This is a genomic window from Flavobacterium sp. ENC, from assembly GCF_020991415.1.
Taxonomy (GTDB): domain Bacteria; phylum Bacteroidota; class Bacteroidia; order Flavobacteriales; family Flavobacteriaceae; genus Flavobacterium.
This window is the reverse complement of the sequence record NZ_JAJMOY010000007.1, coordinates 1-17350: the sequence shown is the minus strand read 5'-3', so window position 1 is coordinate 17350 and position 17350 is coordinate 1. Positions and strand designations below refer to the sequence as shown.

Here is a 17350-nt window from a genome sequence, read left to right as displayed (position 1 = left end):
GGTTTTAAAAGTTTATGATAAATAAAAATTTTCCGGCTGAAGTGGTTTTGGAACTTCTGTTTCTTTTAATAACTGTTTGATATTTATTTCAATAGTTCTTGCAATTGCGGTTACCGGAGTATCTGTCGGACGGTTTCTAAAAGGATCCTGCATATGTGTTGCCGATTTTTCCAGAAGAAAAAACATTGTTGAAATCGTTAGCAGCAGTGGAATTTCAAAATAACTTTCTATATCTCGCAGGGCAATCGAAAGCGTAACGATAAAAATGTAAATGAAGATATGTAAAAAAATACGATAGGTAATGGGGAAAATGGTGCCTTTAATACGCTCTGCCATTCCCATAGCATTTGAAAAATTAACCAACGTATTGTTTAATTGAATTTGTGAAAAAATACTCATGGCCCTTTTTTCTTTTAAGGCCAATATCTGAAGTGTATTCAGCTGTAAAAGGGCTAATGGCTTGTTGCTTTGTTTTTCTATTTCTCCTATGTCTTCTTTAGAAATAAAGTACTCCAGATTCTCAACAGGATTAAGGTCACGTAAACTTTGCCCCAGGCTATAACACCAGGCAATATGCCTGAAAGCAATTTCCCTGATTTCATTCTGATTTTCTGCTGCTACAAAGGATTGCAATTGCAGTACAAAACTACGGCTGTCATTTACGATACTGCCCCAGATTTTACGGGCTTCCCACCAACGATCATAGGACTGATTGAGTTTGAAAGAAAGCAACACAGAAATGGCCGTTCCGATAAAGGCCGGTATGGTGATTGGCATTTCGGGAATGAGATTTTCAAACTGCGTGGTGATATAATGCACTAACACCGCAATAATTAATACGAAGATAACTTCATACTTCACTTTATTGAAAAGATAGGAAATCGGAATTTTAGTATTGATTAACATCTGCTCTTAATTTTAATTTGAGCATAAAAGTAATAAAACTATTTTTAATGATAGTAATACTATTATAAATAAATTTTAATAATAGTATTACTATCAAACAATAAATCTTTATTACATTTGCTGAAACAGTTATCCCTATGGAATTTCAATTAAAATTTGATATAAACGAAAAGATATTCCTGCGAAATCCTGAAAGCAGCGAAGTAGGTAAATTAATGGTCAAAAAATCCATCGACCTTATTTATGCCTTAGGCTTTGAACAATTTACTTTTAAGAAACTGGCCCTGGAAATAAACAGCACGGAAGCAACCATTTACCGTTATTTTGAAAATAAGCACAGGCTTTTGCTCTATATTCTCAATTGGTATTGGTGTTATATGGAATTTTTAGTGACGTTTAAACTTGAAAACGTAGTAGACAAAAAAGAAAGATTAAAAATAATTGTGCATTTACTGACGCACGAATTTGCAGAAAGCACCAGTCAGTTTGATTATAATAAAAAATTACTGAATCAGATTGTTATTGCAGAAAGCAGTAAGGTGTATTTAGTGAAGGAAGTTACAGAAATCAATAAAAATGAGGTTTTTAAGCCATATAAGGATTTGTGTGGAAAAATAGCAGAAGTCATAACTGCCTACAATTCAAAATATAAATATCCCCGTTCCTTAAGTACGACGCTGATTGAGACTTCCCATCATCAACAGTACTTTAGTGTCAATTTGCCCAAACTAACCGATGTCTCCTCAAAGAACAACTCAGAGTTTACCAATCAGTTTATTGAAGATTTTTTGTTTAAAATTCTGGATTAGTTATTGGAGTGATGTTGATATAATTTCAAATACAGCTTCTTTCTGATTGCCTTCAAGGCTGATATTCATAGAAATAAATAGTAATTAACGCGTTGGGTGTAATGTACTGAAACGCTGATTTGATCATAAACATTATAAATTTGAATAAAATATTTTTATTCTTATAGAAATGAATGTCACCCTGAGCGGAGTCGAAGGCTTTTTTGCATGAAAAGGGCTTCGACTCCGCTCAGCCTGACACCAGTTTTGAATTACACCCAACGGGTAATAATTACTAATAACAATACTAAACCGTACCTATTTATCCTAAAAGTTCTTAGCATACGATTTCGTCCATGATTTATTTCTTTCCAAAATAACTGGCCGTACCCTCGATCCAGTCTTTACGGGGCGGGGCAAAAAAATCAATATCCAGTGTTCCGTCTTCAAGGCATTCAAACTGGTGTGGTATATTACCCGGTATTATAAGTACTTCTCCGGCTTTCACAATATAATCTTTGCCCTGCATGTGTACTTTTACACTGCCTTTTGTAATATAGGAAGTCTGCTCATTCGGATGCTGGTGCAAAGGGACTTTAGCTCCTTTATCCATCTTAAACAGCGCCAGCATTCCCTGTTCTCCGTATACATATTTGCGTTGCAGTTTATCTCCCAACTGCTCCCATCCGAGATTTTCAAATTTTATATGCTGTATTTCTTTACTATTTTGTGCTATTGCGCTACTGGTCAGCAGGGCAGTTACAGCGACTGTCGCTATAGATAATTTTAAATTTTTCATTTTATGTGTTCAATTTACTTAACCTGATGTATATTATGGTTCTTTAGTACGAACTCCTCGCATGCTGTTGCGGCCAGGGTTTATCGAAAGTTGTACTGTTTTTTGGCAGCATAATCTCGTAGCCTGATTTTTCGTCAATACTGATTTTTATTTTTGCAGCAGATAAAACTCCCGAAATCAAATGTCCTCCAAATGTTTTATCAGCGGAAATAAAATGAAAATGAAAAGGGGATAAATCAATCGCCGAAAAAGAAGGCGGCGTATAGAATCCCACCATCGTTCCTGAAATATGCTCTTTTTTGTACAAAGGCCTTGTTTTCATCAATTCTGCCAAACCTGTGGTATCTTTTTCCTGCACTTTTTCTGCGCCACCTACTAGGATGGAATCAAAAGAGCATTCAATACGCAGGGCATACGGTTTATTGGAAGAAGGAAGTCTCTTTTGTACTTCGTTTTGAAGTGCCTCAATAGTCTTAATACCGCTAATTTCATATTCCTGGTCTGAACTAAATACCGCTAAACAGGTAAATGGAACTTCTCTTTCCGTTTCTGCTTTTGTCACCTTTCCAGTAGAGGGTATCCGATAAAATATCCCGTCCAAAACGATCATTTCACCATCAAGGAAGTTATAAGTACCTATACCAAAATCTCCTTTGCTTTTAAGTGTTTTTACCGTAATATCTCCTTTATAAACACCATTTCGCAAAGCATCCATTACTGAATAATGGAAAATTAATCCCTCTTTCTGAACCTGTCCGTGTCCGGATAAAAAACCTGCAATAGTAACAAGCAAGGTTAGTACTGTGTGTGTTGTTCTCATTTTATCTTTTTTATGATTGCTTATTTTTAATGCAAATGTTCAATACAGTTTTTTTCCTTTTTTAATAAACATTCCCCGTCTTCAATTAAAATGGAAATCCAAGGTATAAGAAAACCGGGAAATTCTGTATGGGTATTAAACTGTGTGTCGAATAAGGGAATATCCTGCCACATTGAAGTAATATGTGGAAACAAGGAATGATTGTACCGACAATCCAACAATTAGTTTCAGCGCTCTATTGCTTGCAACAGACTGAAAATTAAACAACTATTCGCTGAAATTGTGTAAAAATTTAAAATGTTGTCTTTCTAAATTTGATTTGAGTTTTAGTACTATACGTTTTTTAATAAATCTTTTATTATAAAAATTGAAGACCAAAGAAAACAGTAGTCCTTAAAAACTTCTCATTAAATAAACTAAGAAACAAAATCAGATTATTTCTAAAAAATATAAATCTTAAGACATTGCAACATGAAAACAGCTAATTACGCAAACAACGAGCAACAGGTAAAAATATCGAAAGATTCCCCAATGTATATGGAAGCTTACGAACGCAATCATATTGAACAGGTGTATCAGTCTAAAAAGGATCAGCTTTCATGCTGGGGGGAAGCATCCAACTATATGGACAGCGAATTCTTTACTGCGCTTGAAGGAAAAGATCAGGGAAGTTATTTGTACTAGAAAAAATAGCTACCCTCATATTACATTTTTAAAGAATTCAAAATTTAAGTATTATGGAGATCCAAAATAAAATAACCCGTCGCTCTGCCCTTACCGGTATGGGAGCGGTATTTGCAACAGCAGCATTTAATCCGATTATGGCCAATGGTTTTGTCATAGATGAATTTCCGATGTCGAATGGACCTGAAGATCCTTCTACAAAATATCCGAGACCTCCCTTTAAAGAACAATCACAACCCTGGCCGGGTCTTGTGAGTAAAATGGATCCGAGGCCGGATCATGGCGAGAAAAGCTATAAAGGCACAGGCCGGTTAAAAGGCCGTAAAGCATTGATTACGGGAGGAGATTCCGGAATGGGCAGGGCTGCAGCCATAGCGTATGCAAGGGAAGGTGCTGACGTCGCTATAAATTACTATCCGACCGAAGAGGAAGATGCAAGAGAAGTAATTGAACTTATAAAAGCTGAAGGCCGCAAGGCAATCGCAATTCCGGGAGATTTACGTAACGAGGAATTCTGCAAATCGTTGGTCGAGCAGGCTGCAAAGGCACTTGGCGGACTTGATATTGTAGTTAATAATGCTGCCAGACAGCAGACACATGCCTCTATTTTGGATATTTCAACAGAGGAATTCGACTGGACCATGAAAACCAATATTTATGCACCTTTCTGGATTATCAAGGCGGCTCTTCCCTATCTGAAACCCGGTGCCTCTATAATAGGAACCAGTTCTGTACAGGCGTATGCCCCTACCGAAGATTTATATGACTACGCCCAGACCAAAGCGGCTACAACAAATTATATTAAATCACTGGCCAAACAGCTTGCTCCCAAAGGAATCAGGGTAAATGGTGTGGCTCCGGGTCCTATCTGGACGCCGTTACAGGTAAGCGGAGGCGCTACAATGGAAAAACTTAAAGCATTTGGATCACAAACGCCCATGGGAAGACCCGGACAGCCGGTTGAATTGGCATCTATTTACGTACAGCTTGCTGCTAATGATGCCAGCTACGCTACAGGACAGATTTACGGTGCCAGCGGCGGGGAAGGCAATCCTTAAAATACGAAATCACCCTATTGCTTCTTAAAGAACATTATAAATTTTAAGATTATGACAAATACAACCAACGAAAATTTCGATCCGGAAGATCGTGATTTTTACTCAGAAGGACAGCGCATAAGTTCAGATAGTACCGAAAAAACAGATCCTCTTAATCGCGATCAAAACAAGGATAACGATAGTGGTGAAAAATATAGTAGTTCGTCCGTACAGTCCGCACAAGATGAAGATAGCCCGGAGCGCTACAATCAGGGCAATAGCCTGCAGAATGATTTTTATCGTGATCCGGAAGACGGTGATTCAGACAATAATCCAAACAGGAGAACTCTGGACGAACATAGTGCCAATAAAAACGAACCGAATGAAGATACAGGCCTTGAAAACGATGCTGTAAACAGTGATCGTACAAATAATGACAACAAAGACCCACTGGATTATGAAACCGATGATGATTATGAAATCGATGACCTGGATGATGTAGAAGATGAAGATCTGAAAAACGCCAATCTACGGGACGCTTTTAATGACGATAGTATCAATGAAAAAGGACAGTCGGATTTCGAAAATAAAGATTTCGATACAGAAAATAAGATCCGCTATTCAGATCCGGAAATAGAAAAACAGAATCCGAATATCAATGATCCGGATCCTTTTCAGCCTAAGAGATTTTAGCTTTTAACCTAAAAAACCGTCAGACTTATGTTTAACGGTTTTTTTTTATTTCATTGTTTACTTCACACAAGGCGGTAACTGAAGAACATTGGCTCCCAGGGGATATTCTACTTTTCGCTCCAGTTTCTCCGTATTCAGTGTTATGTAAACTTCCATAGATCCGGTTCCTACTTTTAAATCCAGAATATGCCCACCGTAAGCAGTAAATTTATCATCTGTGGCCACTCCGTGCATATGAAGGGAGGGCTTTGCCCCACTCCAGGCGATTGAGCCTGTTAAGCTTCCCATCTCTACTTTGTTAAATGTTTTGGGATGAAATTTCTTTTCGTTAAAATCATAGAAACCAAAAGTAACTTCCTGTGCAAAACCAATTCCTGTAAAATTTGCTGATGGAATCTGTTTTTCTCTGACCAGATCTTCAATCGAAGCAAGGACATCATCACCTTCCCGCAGCACCATCAGATATCCGCCGGCTGTTTTGACATATTTGCAATTCACCTTGTTTTCTTTCTGTTGTGCCGGCATTACATTTGCCGAACAGCAACATAGTACTGCCAATATCATTTTTTTAGTAAAATCCATGCGTTTCCGTTTAATAATTGTTCAGGAATAATTAAAGAATAGAAATCTTCCTGGTTCACTTAAAAAAACCAAGAAGATCAGTTAAATAAAATTTATAGTTTTCCGATTGAAGTAATTTAGTCGGCTTTGTATTTGTTATTCCAGTACAACATTAACATTAATGTCACAATAACACAGGATGCCGTTCCTTCAAAAAACAAACAAAGTACATACGTAGAAACGGAAGGATCACCTCCGAACATAAAAGCTTCCGATAATGATTTTACATACGCATCACCGCCTTTTGCGTGACTGTAAATAAGCAATGCTATGATACTGAATACAACTCCGGAAAAGGAAGTTATTGTGGCAGATATTGCGTTCGGTACAAAGCTGTTTTTGCCTTCTTCGAGATTCATTTTTAAGGTCCTGTTTACACCATAAAAAATAAAAAGTACATTTAATAACCGGAGATAAAAGAGATGAGAAAGGCCTAAAACTTCCATTAATAAAAAGAATACAGCGATTCCCAAAAATATATAAAACCCGTTGCGTATTTCTTTAGGTATTTTCATAGCAGTTTTTTTAATTAATAAATAATTTACCTGTTCAAGTTAAAGAAAAAGGGAAACAAAAAAGTTGTACTATTTCGCTGTAAGATTATAAAATACCCATTTTAAATTTAGGGAATTCCGAATTTATTATACCATGATATGAACTTATAAGTAAGAATCCTCACGATAGATTCCGATTTACTTTAAACTATTTTTTTTTATTTTGATGCTTCTGATGCATAAGTGTGCCTTATTATTAAATAACTGGATGATTCATGAAACCATTATCACTATCAAATATTATATACAACTAGTATACAGGCAATTGAAAAATATACACTTTTCATTTAGTATTTATTTTCTTATATTTGGTCACTAACAAAAAATACCTCATTGCTTCTGAATTCATCTTTATGTATTCAACCTACTATTTCCTAAGTTAAAAAAGTAAAGCCATGAAAAAAAAATTACTACTCCCCTTATTACTATTCCCTTTTATTGCCTTTAGTCAGCTTGGTATAGGCACTGTTTTGCCCAATACTTCGTCTCAGCTCGACGTTGTTGCTACCGACAAAGGAATATTGGTTCCAAGGGTTTCTTTAAAAGGGACCACCGACAAAACCACAATAGCGAATGGAAATGTAAACAGTTTGCTGGTGTTTAACACTGCAATCAGCACTGATATCGTTCCGGGTTACTATTACTGGTTTAATAACAAATGGAACAAACTAAAGGCTCCCGAAACGGGTACCGGAGCGCCAACTTCAAGTGGATTACCCGGCGATCTCTATGTGGAATTGAATACGGGTAAAGTATATGTCTACAACGGAACTGCCTGGGTTACTAGTATTTTACAAAATGAAACCCTGACTTCTGTTTCCTTAGACCCTTTGAGTGGCATTTTGACGTACACGGATGAAAAAGGAACAGCCAATACACTTAATCTGGCGGCAATCGTTCCGAATTTTGAAACCCTGACCAGCATTTCGCAGGACGTTACAGCCGGGACAATCACTTATGTCGACGAAAAAGGAATTTCAACTGTATTAAACCTTAAAACCTTAATTGCACAAAACGAGACCTTAACTTCAGTAACCTTTGATCCTGCAACAGGAATGCTGGTTTATAAAGATGAAAAAGGAACTACTAACTCCGTCAATGTCGCTGCGATGATTCCGAATTTTGAAACGTTGACCAGCATTTCGCAGGACGCTACAGCGGGAACGATTACCTATGTAGACGAAAAAGGAGTTTCAACTGTATTAAACCTTAAAACCTTAATTGCACAAAACGAGACCTTAACTTCAGTAACCTTTGATCCTGCAACGGGAATGCTGGTTTATAAAGATGAAAAAGGAACTACTAACTCCGTCAATGTCGCTGCGATGATTCCGAATTTTGAAACGTTGACCAGTATTTCGCAGGACGCTACAGCGGGAACGATTACTTATGTAGACGAAAAAGGAGTTTCGAATGTCTTAAACATCAAAAACTTAATCACCCAAAATGAAACCCTGACGACCGCCACATTCGATCCGGCAACAGGAATTTTGGTTTATAAAGATGAAAAAGGAAGCAACAACTCCATCAATCTCGCTGCGATGATTCCGAATTTTGAAACCCTGACCAGTATTTCCCAGGACGCTACAGCCGGAACGATTACCTATGTCGACGAAAAAGGAGTTTCGAATGTATTAAACATCAAAAACTTAATCACCCAAAATGAAACCCTGACGACCGCCACATTCGATCCGGCAACGGGAATTTTGGTTTATAAAGATGAAAAAGGAAGCAACAATTCCATCAATCTGGCCGCCATGATTCCGAATTTTGAAACCCTGACCAGTATTTCCCAGGACGTTACAGCCGGAACAATTACTTATGTAGACGAAAAAGGAGTTTCGAATGTATTAAACATTAAAAACTTAATCACCCAAAACGAAACCCTGACGACCGCCACATTCGATCCGGCAACGGGAATTCTGATTTATAAAGATGAAAAGGGAATTAACAATTCCATCAATCTCGCGGCTATGATTCCGAATTTTGAAACTTTGACCAATATTTCGCAGGACGCCACAGCCGGAACGATTACCTATGTAGACGAAAAAGGAGTTTCGAATGTCTTAAATATAAAATCCTTAATCACCCAAAACGAAACCCTGACGGCCGCCACATTCGATCCGGCAACGGGAATTCTGATTTATAAAGATGAAAAAGGGATCGACAATTCCATCAATCTCGCTGCTATGATTCCGAATTTTGAAACCCTGACCAGTATTTCGCAGGATGCCACAGCCGGAACGATTACCTATGTAGACGAAAAAGGAGTTTCGAATGTTTTGAATATCAAATCCTTAATCACCCAAAACGAAACCCTGACGACCGCCACATTCGATCCGGCAACGGGAATTTTGGTGTATAAAGATGAAAAAGCAGTGGATAACGCCATTAATCTTTCCCCAATGGTGCCTAATTTTGAAACGCTGACCAGTATCTCGCAGGATGCGACTCTTGGAACCATCACCTATACTCCTGAAAGAGGTACATCAACAGTGCTGGATATTGCGCAGCAGGTTAAAAATCACCAAACAGAGACGACGCTTGAAAACGACTCCGCTACGCCTGGACAATATGTGTACACCAATGAAAAAGCGGTGGCAACCACCCTAAACATTACACAAACCGGTAACGGAAGTCCATTGACAGGCCCTAAACCAGGTATTGCAGGAGATTTATATGTAGATACCGCGACCGCCAATCTGTTCAGCCATAATGGTACGACCTGGATTCCGCAGTCCTTACTCGACTGGAATTTAAGCGGTAACGCCGGTACCACTCCCGCCTCTAATTTTATAGGAACTACCGATGCACAGGATTTTGTTATTAAAGCCAATAATACAGAGCTGGGCCGGTTTTATGGCACTAAGACCAATAGTGTCTCCCTGGCTGGTGGAACAATCTCAAGCAACAACCAGATTTCGATTGGTTTTGAAGCTGGTTTAAATGGCTTGGCCGATGCTTCAGAGGGCAGTATTTATATGGGACAAACCGCGGGTTTAGAAAGCAATTGCGTGGGGTGCGTTGCTATAGGCTATGAGGTACTGGCCATTAGTTCAGGGGGAAATGGTAATGTTGCGCTGGGGATTTCCGCCGGATCACTTTCAAATAACGTTGTTGATACTGTCATGATTGGGTATACTTCCGGAGGTTCGGCTCAGGGAACCTCTAATGTATTTATTGGAAGTCTCGCAGGATTTGATTCCAATGGAAATGAGAACATCTTTTTAGGAGATCATGCAGGATTTCACAATAAGGGAAATTCAAATATTGCCATTGGCAGTTCAGCCAGTCCCGGTACGTTCAGCAATAGTATTGCATTGGGTAATGGTACCTGGAATACTGCCGATAACCAATTTAAAATTGGCGGTGGTTTGGGTGGGGGTAGTTTTACTTTGTATGACCTGGTAATGCCAAAATACCCCAATTCCCGTAACGATACAGCAATCACACCACAATTAAATACGATCTATACAGATCAGGACGGTAAGTTTTTATCAGCACCTTATACGCCACCTGCCAATGACTGGCACGCCACAGGGAATGCCGGTACCACTCCTGCCTCTAATTTTATAGGAACTACCGATGCCCAGGATTTTGTTATTAAAGCCAATAATACAGAGTTGGGCCGGTTTTCCGGCACTAAGACCAATAGTATCTCCCTGGCCGGTGGAACAATCTCGAGCAACAACCAGATTTCGATTGGTTCTGAAGCTGGTTTAAATGGCGTGGCCGATGCTTCAGAGGGCACTATTTATATGGGACTAACCGCGGGTTTGGAAAGCAATTGCTGGTTGTGCGTTGGTATAGGATATGAGGCACTGGCCGGTAGTTCAGGAGGAACTAGTAATGTTGCGTTAGGGCTTTCTGCAGGTGCAGTTTCCAATAACGTTGTTGGTAGTGTGATGATTGGAGAAAATTCCGGATCTTATTCTCAGGGAAATAATAATGTATTAGTTGGAGGTTACGCAGGATCCGATTCCAATGGAAATGAGAACATCTTTTTAGGGTATAATGCAGGACTTCATAATAAGGGAAATTCAAATATTGCCATTGGCAGTTCAGCCAGTCCCCGTACGTTCAGCAATAGTATTGCATTGGGTAATGGTACCCACAATACGGCAGATAATGAATTTAAAATTGGCGGTGGTGTGGGTAGTTTTGCTTTGTATGACCTGGTAATAGCAAAATATCCCAATTCCCGGAACGATACAGCAATCACACCACAATTAAATACGATCTATACAGATGTAAACGGAAAATTTTTATCAGCTCCTTATTTTGAAGGAAGCATTTTGACCTATACTCCTACGGCCACACCTTCAGTAGTATCGACAGCCGAGGTAGCTGCCAATGGCATTATTCTGATCAACGGTGTTTTTCCAACGGAAGTTCCTTTACCGTCGGCGGCTGCAAGCAAAGGCAGAAAATATACCGTTAAAAAAATTTCGGGACCTTCAGATATTACGATTTCTGCTGTTTCAGGTGCAATAGACGGAGCACCAACTCAGACTTTGTCTGCTCTTAACGCAGGAGTTACGCTGGTCAGCAACGGAACTGACTGGTTTATCATATCCCGCTTTTAATTAATTTGTACAGCGATGAAAAAAGTAAAAACTTTATTCTTTTGGACGATCTGTCCCATAATAGCCAGTGCACAGACCTATAATGAAGGTACCCTTGTCATAAGCCCGCAAACAGAGATCAGTACCGTGGGTGTATTTACAAATGCCTTAAACGGAACGGTCTTAAATGACGGGACATTGTATGTATACGATCATTTCAACAATGAGGGGCTGGTTACTTTTACACCCAATAGTACCACCGGAATAACAGTATTGAAAGGCAGTAAGGGAATCCAGAACATTGGGGGAACAAGTCCAATGGACTGGAACCACGTTCAGTTTGACAATAGTAGTGTTCAGCCCGCTTTTCAGCTATCCAATGAAGTGACAGTTTTTGGTCAGGTTGATTTTTTAAAAGGCATATTGAATTCTAATGCTGGCCAAATTATCTTTGAAAATACAGCAACTGCGATCCATGCCAGTGATGAAAGCCATATTGACGGAACGGTTAAAAAAATTGGAGCCAGTTCGTTCGAATATCCTATTGGTAATTCCGGATATTACCGTTATGCTGCCCTCTCCGCTCCTGACGTTATCACCGATTCTTTTACAAGCCAGTATTTTTTTGAAAATCCAGGTATTTTATACCCGGGCACCAAAAAAGAGTCTACAATAGAATTGGTTGATCATGCTGAATACTGGCAAATTGAAAGAACAAATGGCGACAGCAATGTGCTGCTCACCCTTTCCTGGAATGAAGCTACAACACCCCCTGCTATTATTGCCACCCCTTACGAAGATATTCATATTGTCCGGTGGGATCCTGTATCAGAGCAGTGGACCGATGTTGGCGGTGTAGCCGATTTTTCCTCAAAAGAAGTCACCACTCTCATGAAACCGGTTACCAGTTATGGAATTTTTACACTGGCTCGTGTTAAAGCTTCCAATACCACCGTTTTAAACTGCGCCGGGGTACCCGTAGAAATAATGAATTTAATGTCTCCTAACAACGATGGTTTAAACGATTACTTTAAAATTCTCGGGCTGAATTTATGTCCCAATAATAAACTTGAAATCTATAATCGTTGGGGGGTAAAAGTTTTTGAAACCCGTTCCTATGATACAAAAGGCAATATATTTGAAGGTTTTTCGGATGCTCGCCTGACGATCAATAAAGAAAAATTATTACCTCCGGGAACTTATTTCTATGTATTAACTTTTAGGGATGAAAATAGTGCAATGAAACAGAAAGATAAGATTGGGTATTTATTTATGACGTATTGAGCGGCAGTCGGAGTTTTGGGTCGCAGTCGCAGTCGCAGTGTTCAGTCTTGGTTTATTATAATGGCGCAATTTAACAAACAAACTTTAAGGTATTACAACATTCATAGCAATACTCAGCCCGTAAACACTGATTGAGACTGAGACTGAGACTGAGACTGAGACTGAGACTGAAAACTGAGACTGAAACTAACGCTTGATCAGGTAAATATCCAGATAGGATTGATTTTTAATATACCACTTTGTTCCGTCTGAAAAGACAACTTCGTAGGGACGCGCGGCAATTACCCTTTTTGCATCACTTGAAAATTCTTCAAAAATTACAGAAGAAGTTTTACCCGGTTTCAGCAGATCTGCTGTATAAAGACCGGAGCTTTCACCGCGATTAAAAAAAGACCTCAGATTAGAAGGTTCGGCCAGTGCATTTTCCGTATACCATTGAAATTTAATGGCATGAATGTTTTTCCTGCTCACATTTTTAAAGGTCAGCCTGATGTTTTTAAAGGTTGAATACTGATTTTTAAATAATTTTGTAGATATAATCTTCACCGGATAATCACTCAAAGAATCATTTTTCAGATATTTAGTCTTAACCATTTCATACGAAGACTGAGGAGAATAGACATTCATCGCCGTATCAGTAAGTGTTGCACGTACATAACCGGAGCTTTTTTCCTTCTTTTTTTGGCAGGAAAGTACTATCACTATCAGTACAACAATAATTCTTTTCATAATTCTTTTTCAATTTTTTTTTTAACCTTTATTTCTTCTCAATCTAAAAAACTTTGAACTTTTAATTGCTGAATGAAAAACAGCCCTTTTCCTAAAAAGCGAAGCCGGGAAAACAATTTGTCACCAATAAAAGAAGTCTTTCTGTTTTTTTAGTCATTATCTTCAAAATGCTTTTTATATGATCACGTAAAACCGCTGAAAATTCCTTTTCTTTCCAGTAGTCTAAAGCAAATACAGCAAATGAATATAGTAAGGAAGATAGCCAAAATTCCAAAAACCCACGATATTCCATTGAAGGTCAGCCTTCCCAGTAATTCGTCGTCTCTTTTTGATAAAATACGACAAACAACATTCAAAATTTTATAGATAACAATACCGGAGAGGTCTACTATTAAAAAGAACACTGCCATAATAATGGTCATAACTTCAAACATAAAATCGGTATTGTTTACAAAAACATCCGCAATCAAAATAAAGCTTAACAGTAAAAAAGCAGCTAAAGCACAAGTAACTGATATTTTAAAAAATCTCAACATTGTTCGGTCTTTAAGTAAACGTTTCAATTTTTATGTTTTAATTCCTTAAGAATAGAATCGATTAATACTATGTTTTGGGTATAAACAGTATCACAGTTCAATCCGGCTTGTCTTGCTATATCAAACATTACTTTTGATCGCGGTGCCAGAAACATTTCTTTCTTATTTCGGGTGTTTGTAGCATAATCGGAAAGTATTTCAATTTTATGGTTATAACTATTTTCCGCTTCAATAGTTAACGGAATTCTTCCTTCATAAAACAGCAGTATTTGTTTTTTTAATTTTCTGTTTTTAATAAAACCAATTTTACCGCTAGACTTAAACCCTTCGTAGTTACCCCTGTTAAATTTATGGATCAGCAAATCCAGATGAATTACAATATCATGCTTGTTTTTATCTAAACTGTCAATATATTTTTCATCCATATGCAATAGATTCACAAACATTTCAGTTGCATTTTGTACCTCTTTAGTATAATGCTGCTGATTGACTTTTTCTTCTGTCAAATCCTCCTTCAGATCAGCCAGAAATTCCGCTACTTCTTGTTGCTGATGCCTTTCCTCACTCCAGCTGTGCAATGAAATGGACAGTGTCACCGCAAATACAATGATTATGATTTCCGATACAAAATGTTTTACTTTCTCCAACAGACTCTTTTTCTGATACTTTTCAGCTGCGGTGACATTGTGCAGGTGTTTTCTTAATTCCTCTTCCATGCTTAATTTATTTAATCCGTTTGTTTGTATCGTTAAAAAAAACGGGTTGGCGAACAGGAACAATCTTTAATGATCCGTACCGGTAAGTCAAATCGTAAAAAAAGTTCGTGAGAGCCTGAATTATAATTTCCTAAATTCATTGTATCCGCATCGTATGTATAACCGGCAAAAAGTTTTTTAGATATTTGAAATCCTGCCAAACCACTTACTGCCGCAGTCCACCTGTAAGATGCGCCTAAAGTGAATTTGTCAAAAAACAAAAAATTCGCAGATAGGTTCGTATTTAATGGATTTCCTTTCACAAAATCAACTAACAGAGCGGGCTTGAATTTAATGGCATCCGATACCTCAAAAATATGTCCCGCCATTAGGTAATAATGAGTGCGTCGCTGCACGAGAATCTCTTTATGGGGCGTAAAATCTTTCGTATCCAGCAATAGGGGTGCTGAAATTCCAACATAAGTATCTTTTGACATCAGATAGATTCCCGCTCCTACATTAGGTGAAAAGTCATTTGAAATACTGTTTTGGAAAACAGGATCGTTAGGGTTATACTGCTTTAATTTTGTATAATCAACGTTCAATAATGCGCCATTTGCTTTTAATCCAAAAAAGAGCCAGTACTTATAATTCAGCCTGATATTATAAGAGAAATCACCCGAAAGCAACGTTTCGTTTGAAGGGCCTGCCTGATTATGGATAAAAGACAGACCCAAACCTACTTTTTCTGATACAGGACTGCTTACGGAAAATGTTATTGTTTTAGGCGCGCCTTCAATCCCGACCCATTGCATTCTGCTTAAACCTGTAATACTTAAAGCTTCCCTGCTCCCCACATAAGCTGGATTCAGGATGGCTGTATTATACATATATTGTGTATATTGGGCATCCTGTTGCGCAAATACGCATAATCCGCTTAACCATAATCCTATTGTCAAAAAATTTATTTTTCTTCTCATCTGAACAATAATTCCCTGATTTCAATTATCAGTTACTAACATACAAGTACCCGGCTTTTTCCATCATTGTCCCCTCAGCTTCATAGCGAAGGATGTAATAATAAGTTCCCGTTGGTACCCCTGTTTTTTTATTAATGGTAGCCCTGCCCTCAGATATGCCACGGAAGACATTATTATTACTTCCATAGTTATTGGTATTGAAAATCTGAACACCACCCGCATTAAAAATTTCTACTGTATTGTTGGGATACTGATCCAGTCCCTCTATCCTGAAATAATCATTTATGCCATCTTCATTCGTTGAAAGAGCGTTATATACAACGACATCCTTAGTTCTAACCGAAGCCTGAGCCCTGTTATTCGTTTCATTGAGATCTTCAGGGTTTGAAGCCTTTAGATACGCTATGTTTAGATAGTCACCTCTCCCCTTTACTTTTACTATAACCTTTAAGGTTTGACTTTCTCCCGCTTTCAGTAACGGCATACTCCAAAGTCGATTTGTGTGATCGTAATTTCCTTTCGAAACATTCGAATCCACATATTGATATCCTGATGGAAGCATGTTCTCGATCACCACCTCTTTAGAATTACTTATCCCTAAATTTTCTGCGGTAAGCGTAAAGACTACTTGCTGACCAATACCTGGTGTCGCATTGTCTACCATCATTTTTAGACCAATATCAGAACATGAATCCACAGTCACAGGAAAATTCACAGATACAATAGGGTCACATTTCGAAATATCAATATAATCTACCTTTATTACTGCTTTTCCAACACTATTCCACACTACGGTAACATAGTCGTCTGTTGGCTGTCCTCCTGCAATTATATCACCTTCACTGGTAATCAGCCAATTGTAATCTGACATCCCACTAACCGTTTTATACGTTATTTCGTCAAAAACACAGGCTTTGGCACTCCAGTCCGGAGCCGGTGTCGCATCATTACTTTTGATAACTACCTGTACCGCTAATCGTATCGGACTTTCGCAAGCTCCTACTTTTAGCGAACCATAATACGTCTTATTGTTTTCAAGTAATGCCGTAGAAGCAAGTGCCTTTATTCCTGTCGCTGAATCATACCACGTCACGCCTGCTTCGGTAGTTTTCAAATCAGCCACTGTATTGTTATCTGCTTTACAGAACTCCTGTGTAGTATGAGCAGTTGTTGGCGTTTTCGGATCACTTAACGTTACCGTTACCGCCAAACGTGCTGGGCTTTCACAAGTTCCCACTTTTAAAGAACCGTAATACACTTTATTGTTTTCTAAAACAGCCGTTAACGGAACTACTGTTGTCCCATCAGCAGAATCATACCACGTCACACCTGATTCAGTCGTTACCAAATCAGCTACGGTTTTATTATCTACTCTACAGAATTCCTGTGTGGTTGCTCCTGTTGGCGTTTGCGGATCACTTAAGATAACCTTTACGGCCAGTCTTGTTGGGCTGTCGCAAATACCCACTTTTAGGGAACCGTAATATGTTGTTCCATCGGTTAAAACTGTGGTTGGCGCAACTACGTTTCCTCCTTTTTCAGCATCATACCACGTCACGCCTGTTTCCGTAGTTTCCAAATCAGCCACAGTTTTATTATCCACTTTACAGAATTCCTGTGTGGTATGTGTAGTCGTTGGTGTTTTTGGATCACTCAAAG

16 protein-coding genes are annotated in these 17350 nt (G+C 38.5%); 6 read left to right on the top strand and 10 right to left on the bottom strand.

The window, feature by feature from the left end:
- Window positions 1-12 precede the first annotated feature (12 nt).
- The gene (locus LPB89_RS17345; RefSeq protein WP_230702949.1) at window positions 13-906 is read right to left on the bottom strand and encodes a bestrophin family protein; all 894 of its coding nucleotides are present in this window, start codon (window positions 904-906) and stop codon (window positions 13-15) included.
- 137 nt (window positions 907-1043) lie between these two features.
- Between LPB89_RS17345 and LPB89_RS17340 the strand changes: the two genes are divergently transcribed.
- A complete protein-coding gene (locus LPB89_RS17340; protein ID WP_230702948.1) occupies window positions 1044-1715 on the top strand; it encodes a TetR/AcrR family transcriptional regulator in 672 nt (223 codons plus the stop codon).
- A gap of 340 nt (window positions 1716-2055) precedes the next feature.
- Here the strand turns inward: LPB89_RS17340 and LPB89_RS17335 are convergent, their stop codons facing one another.
- Together LPB89_RS17335 and budA are read right to left on the bottom strand one after the other, a co-directional pair.
- Window positions 2056-2493: a cupin domain-containing protein gene (locus LPB89_RS17335; RefSeq protein WP_230702947.1), complete on the bottom strand. Its 438-nt coding sequence runs from the start codon at window positions 2491-2493 to the stop codon at window positions 2056-2058.
- Window positions 2494-2536: 43 nt separating this feature from the next.
- Window positions 2537-3313, bottom strand: a complete 777-nt coding sequence (gene budA, locus LPB89_RS17330; RefSeq protein ID WP_230702946.1) for an acetolactate decarboxylase — start codon at window positions 3311-3313, stop codon at window positions 2537-2539.
- 471 nt (window positions 3314-3784) lie between these two features.
- Here budA and LPB89_RS17325 point away from each other — a divergent pair, with 471 nt between their 5' ends.
- Genes LPB89_RS17325 through LPB89_RS17315 form a run of 3 tightly spaced genes read left to right on the top strand, consistent with a single transcriptional unit; the run spans window position 3785 to window position 5727 of the window.
- Window positions 3785-3997: a hypothetical protein gene (locus LPB89_RS17325; RefSeq protein ID WP_230702945.1), complete on the top strand. Its 213-nt coding sequence runs from the start codon at window positions 3785-3787 to the stop codon at window positions 3995-3997.
- Window positions 3998-4050: 53 nt separating this feature from the next.
- Window positions 4051-5055 (top strand): SDR family oxidoreductase, encoded by a 1005-nt coding sequence (locus LPB89_RS17320; RefSeq protein ID WP_305070304.1) that lies wholly within the window; start codon window positions 4051-4053, stop codon window positions 5053-5055.
- A gap of 51 nt (window positions 5056-5106) precedes the next feature.
- Window positions 5107-5727, top strand: coding sequence for a hypothetical protein (locus tag LPB89_RS17315; protein WP_230702944.1), 621 nt, complete (start codon window positions 5107-5109; stop codon window positions 5725-5727).
- 57 nt (window positions 5728-5784) lie between these two features.
- On the opposite strand, the gene LPB89_RS17310 is transcribed toward LPB89_RS17315, so the two are convergent.
- Together LPB89_RS17310 and LPB89_RS17305 are read right to left on the bottom strand one after the other, a co-directional pair.
- Window positions 5785-6309, bottom strand: coding sequence for a PPC domain-containing DNA-binding protein (locus LPB89_RS17310; protein ID WP_230702943.1), 525 nt, complete (start codon window positions 6307-6309; stop codon window positions 5785-5787).
- Window positions 6310-6425: 116 nt separating this feature from the next.
- Window positions 6426-6863, bottom strand: a complete 438-nt coding sequence (locus tag LPB89_RS17305; RefSeq protein ID WP_230702942.1) for a hypothetical protein — start codon at window positions 6861-6863, stop codon at window positions 6426-6428.
- A gap of 434 nt (window positions 6864-7297) precedes the next feature.
- Between LPB89_RS17305 and LPB89_RS17300 the strand changes: the two genes are divergently transcribed.
- Together LPB89_RS17300 and LPB89_RS17295 are read left to right on the top strand one after the other, a co-directional pair.
- Window positions 7298-11488 carry a hypothetical protein gene (locus tag LPB89_RS17300; protein WP_230702941.1) on the top strand — a complete coding sequence of 1397 codons (4191 nt, stop codon included), beginning with the start codon at window positions 7298-7300 and terminating at the stop codon, window positions 11486-11488.
- Window positions 11489-11503: 15 nt separating this feature from the next.
- Window positions 11504-12751 carry a gliding motility-associated C-terminal domain-containing protein gene (locus LPB89_RS17295; protein ID WP_230702940.1) on the top strand — a complete coding sequence of 416 codons (1248 nt, stop codon included), beginning with the start codon at window positions 11504-11506 and terminating at the stop codon, window positions 12749-12751.
- A 186-nt stretch (window positions 12752-12937) separates the two neighbouring features.
- Here the strand turns inward: LPB89_RS17295 and LPB89_RS17290 are convergent, their stop codons facing one another.
- The 5 genes from LPB89_RS17290 to LPB89_RS17270 form a co-directional block, all read right to left on the bottom strand.
- A complete protein-coding gene (locus LPB89_RS17290) occupies window positions 12938-13480 on the bottom strand; it encodes a hypothetical protein (protein WP_230702939.1) in 543 nt (180 codons plus the stop codon).
- A 182-nt stretch (window positions 13481-13662) separates the two neighbouring features.
- Window positions 13663-14043 carry a hypothetical protein gene (locus LPB89_RS17285; protein WP_230702938.1) on the bottom strand — a complete coding sequence of 127 codons (381 nt, stop codon included), beginning with the start codon at window positions 14041-14043 and terminating at the stop codon, window positions 13663-13665.
- A complete protein-coding gene (locus tag LPB89_RS17280; RefSeq protein ID WP_230702937.1) occupies window positions 14040-14732 on the bottom strand; it encodes a DUF6090 family protein in 693 nt (230 codons plus the stop codon). Before LPB89_RS17280 ends, LPB89_RS17285 begins: the two co-directional genes overlap by 4 nt.
- Before the next feature lie 32 nt (window positions 14733-14764).
- On the bottom strand, window positions 14765-15691 hold the full coding sequence (locus LPB89_RS17275) for a type IX secretion system membrane protein PorP/SprF (RefSeq protein ID WP_370635562.1): 927 nt from the start codon (window positions 15689-15691) through the stop codon (window positions 14765-14767).
- 28 nt (window positions 15692-15719) lie between these two features.
- Window positions 15720-17350, bottom strand: a 1631-nt coding sequence (locus LPB89_RS17270; protein ID WP_230702935.1) for a gliding motility-associated C-terminal domain-containing protein, incomplete at its 5' end; no start/stop codon positions are given.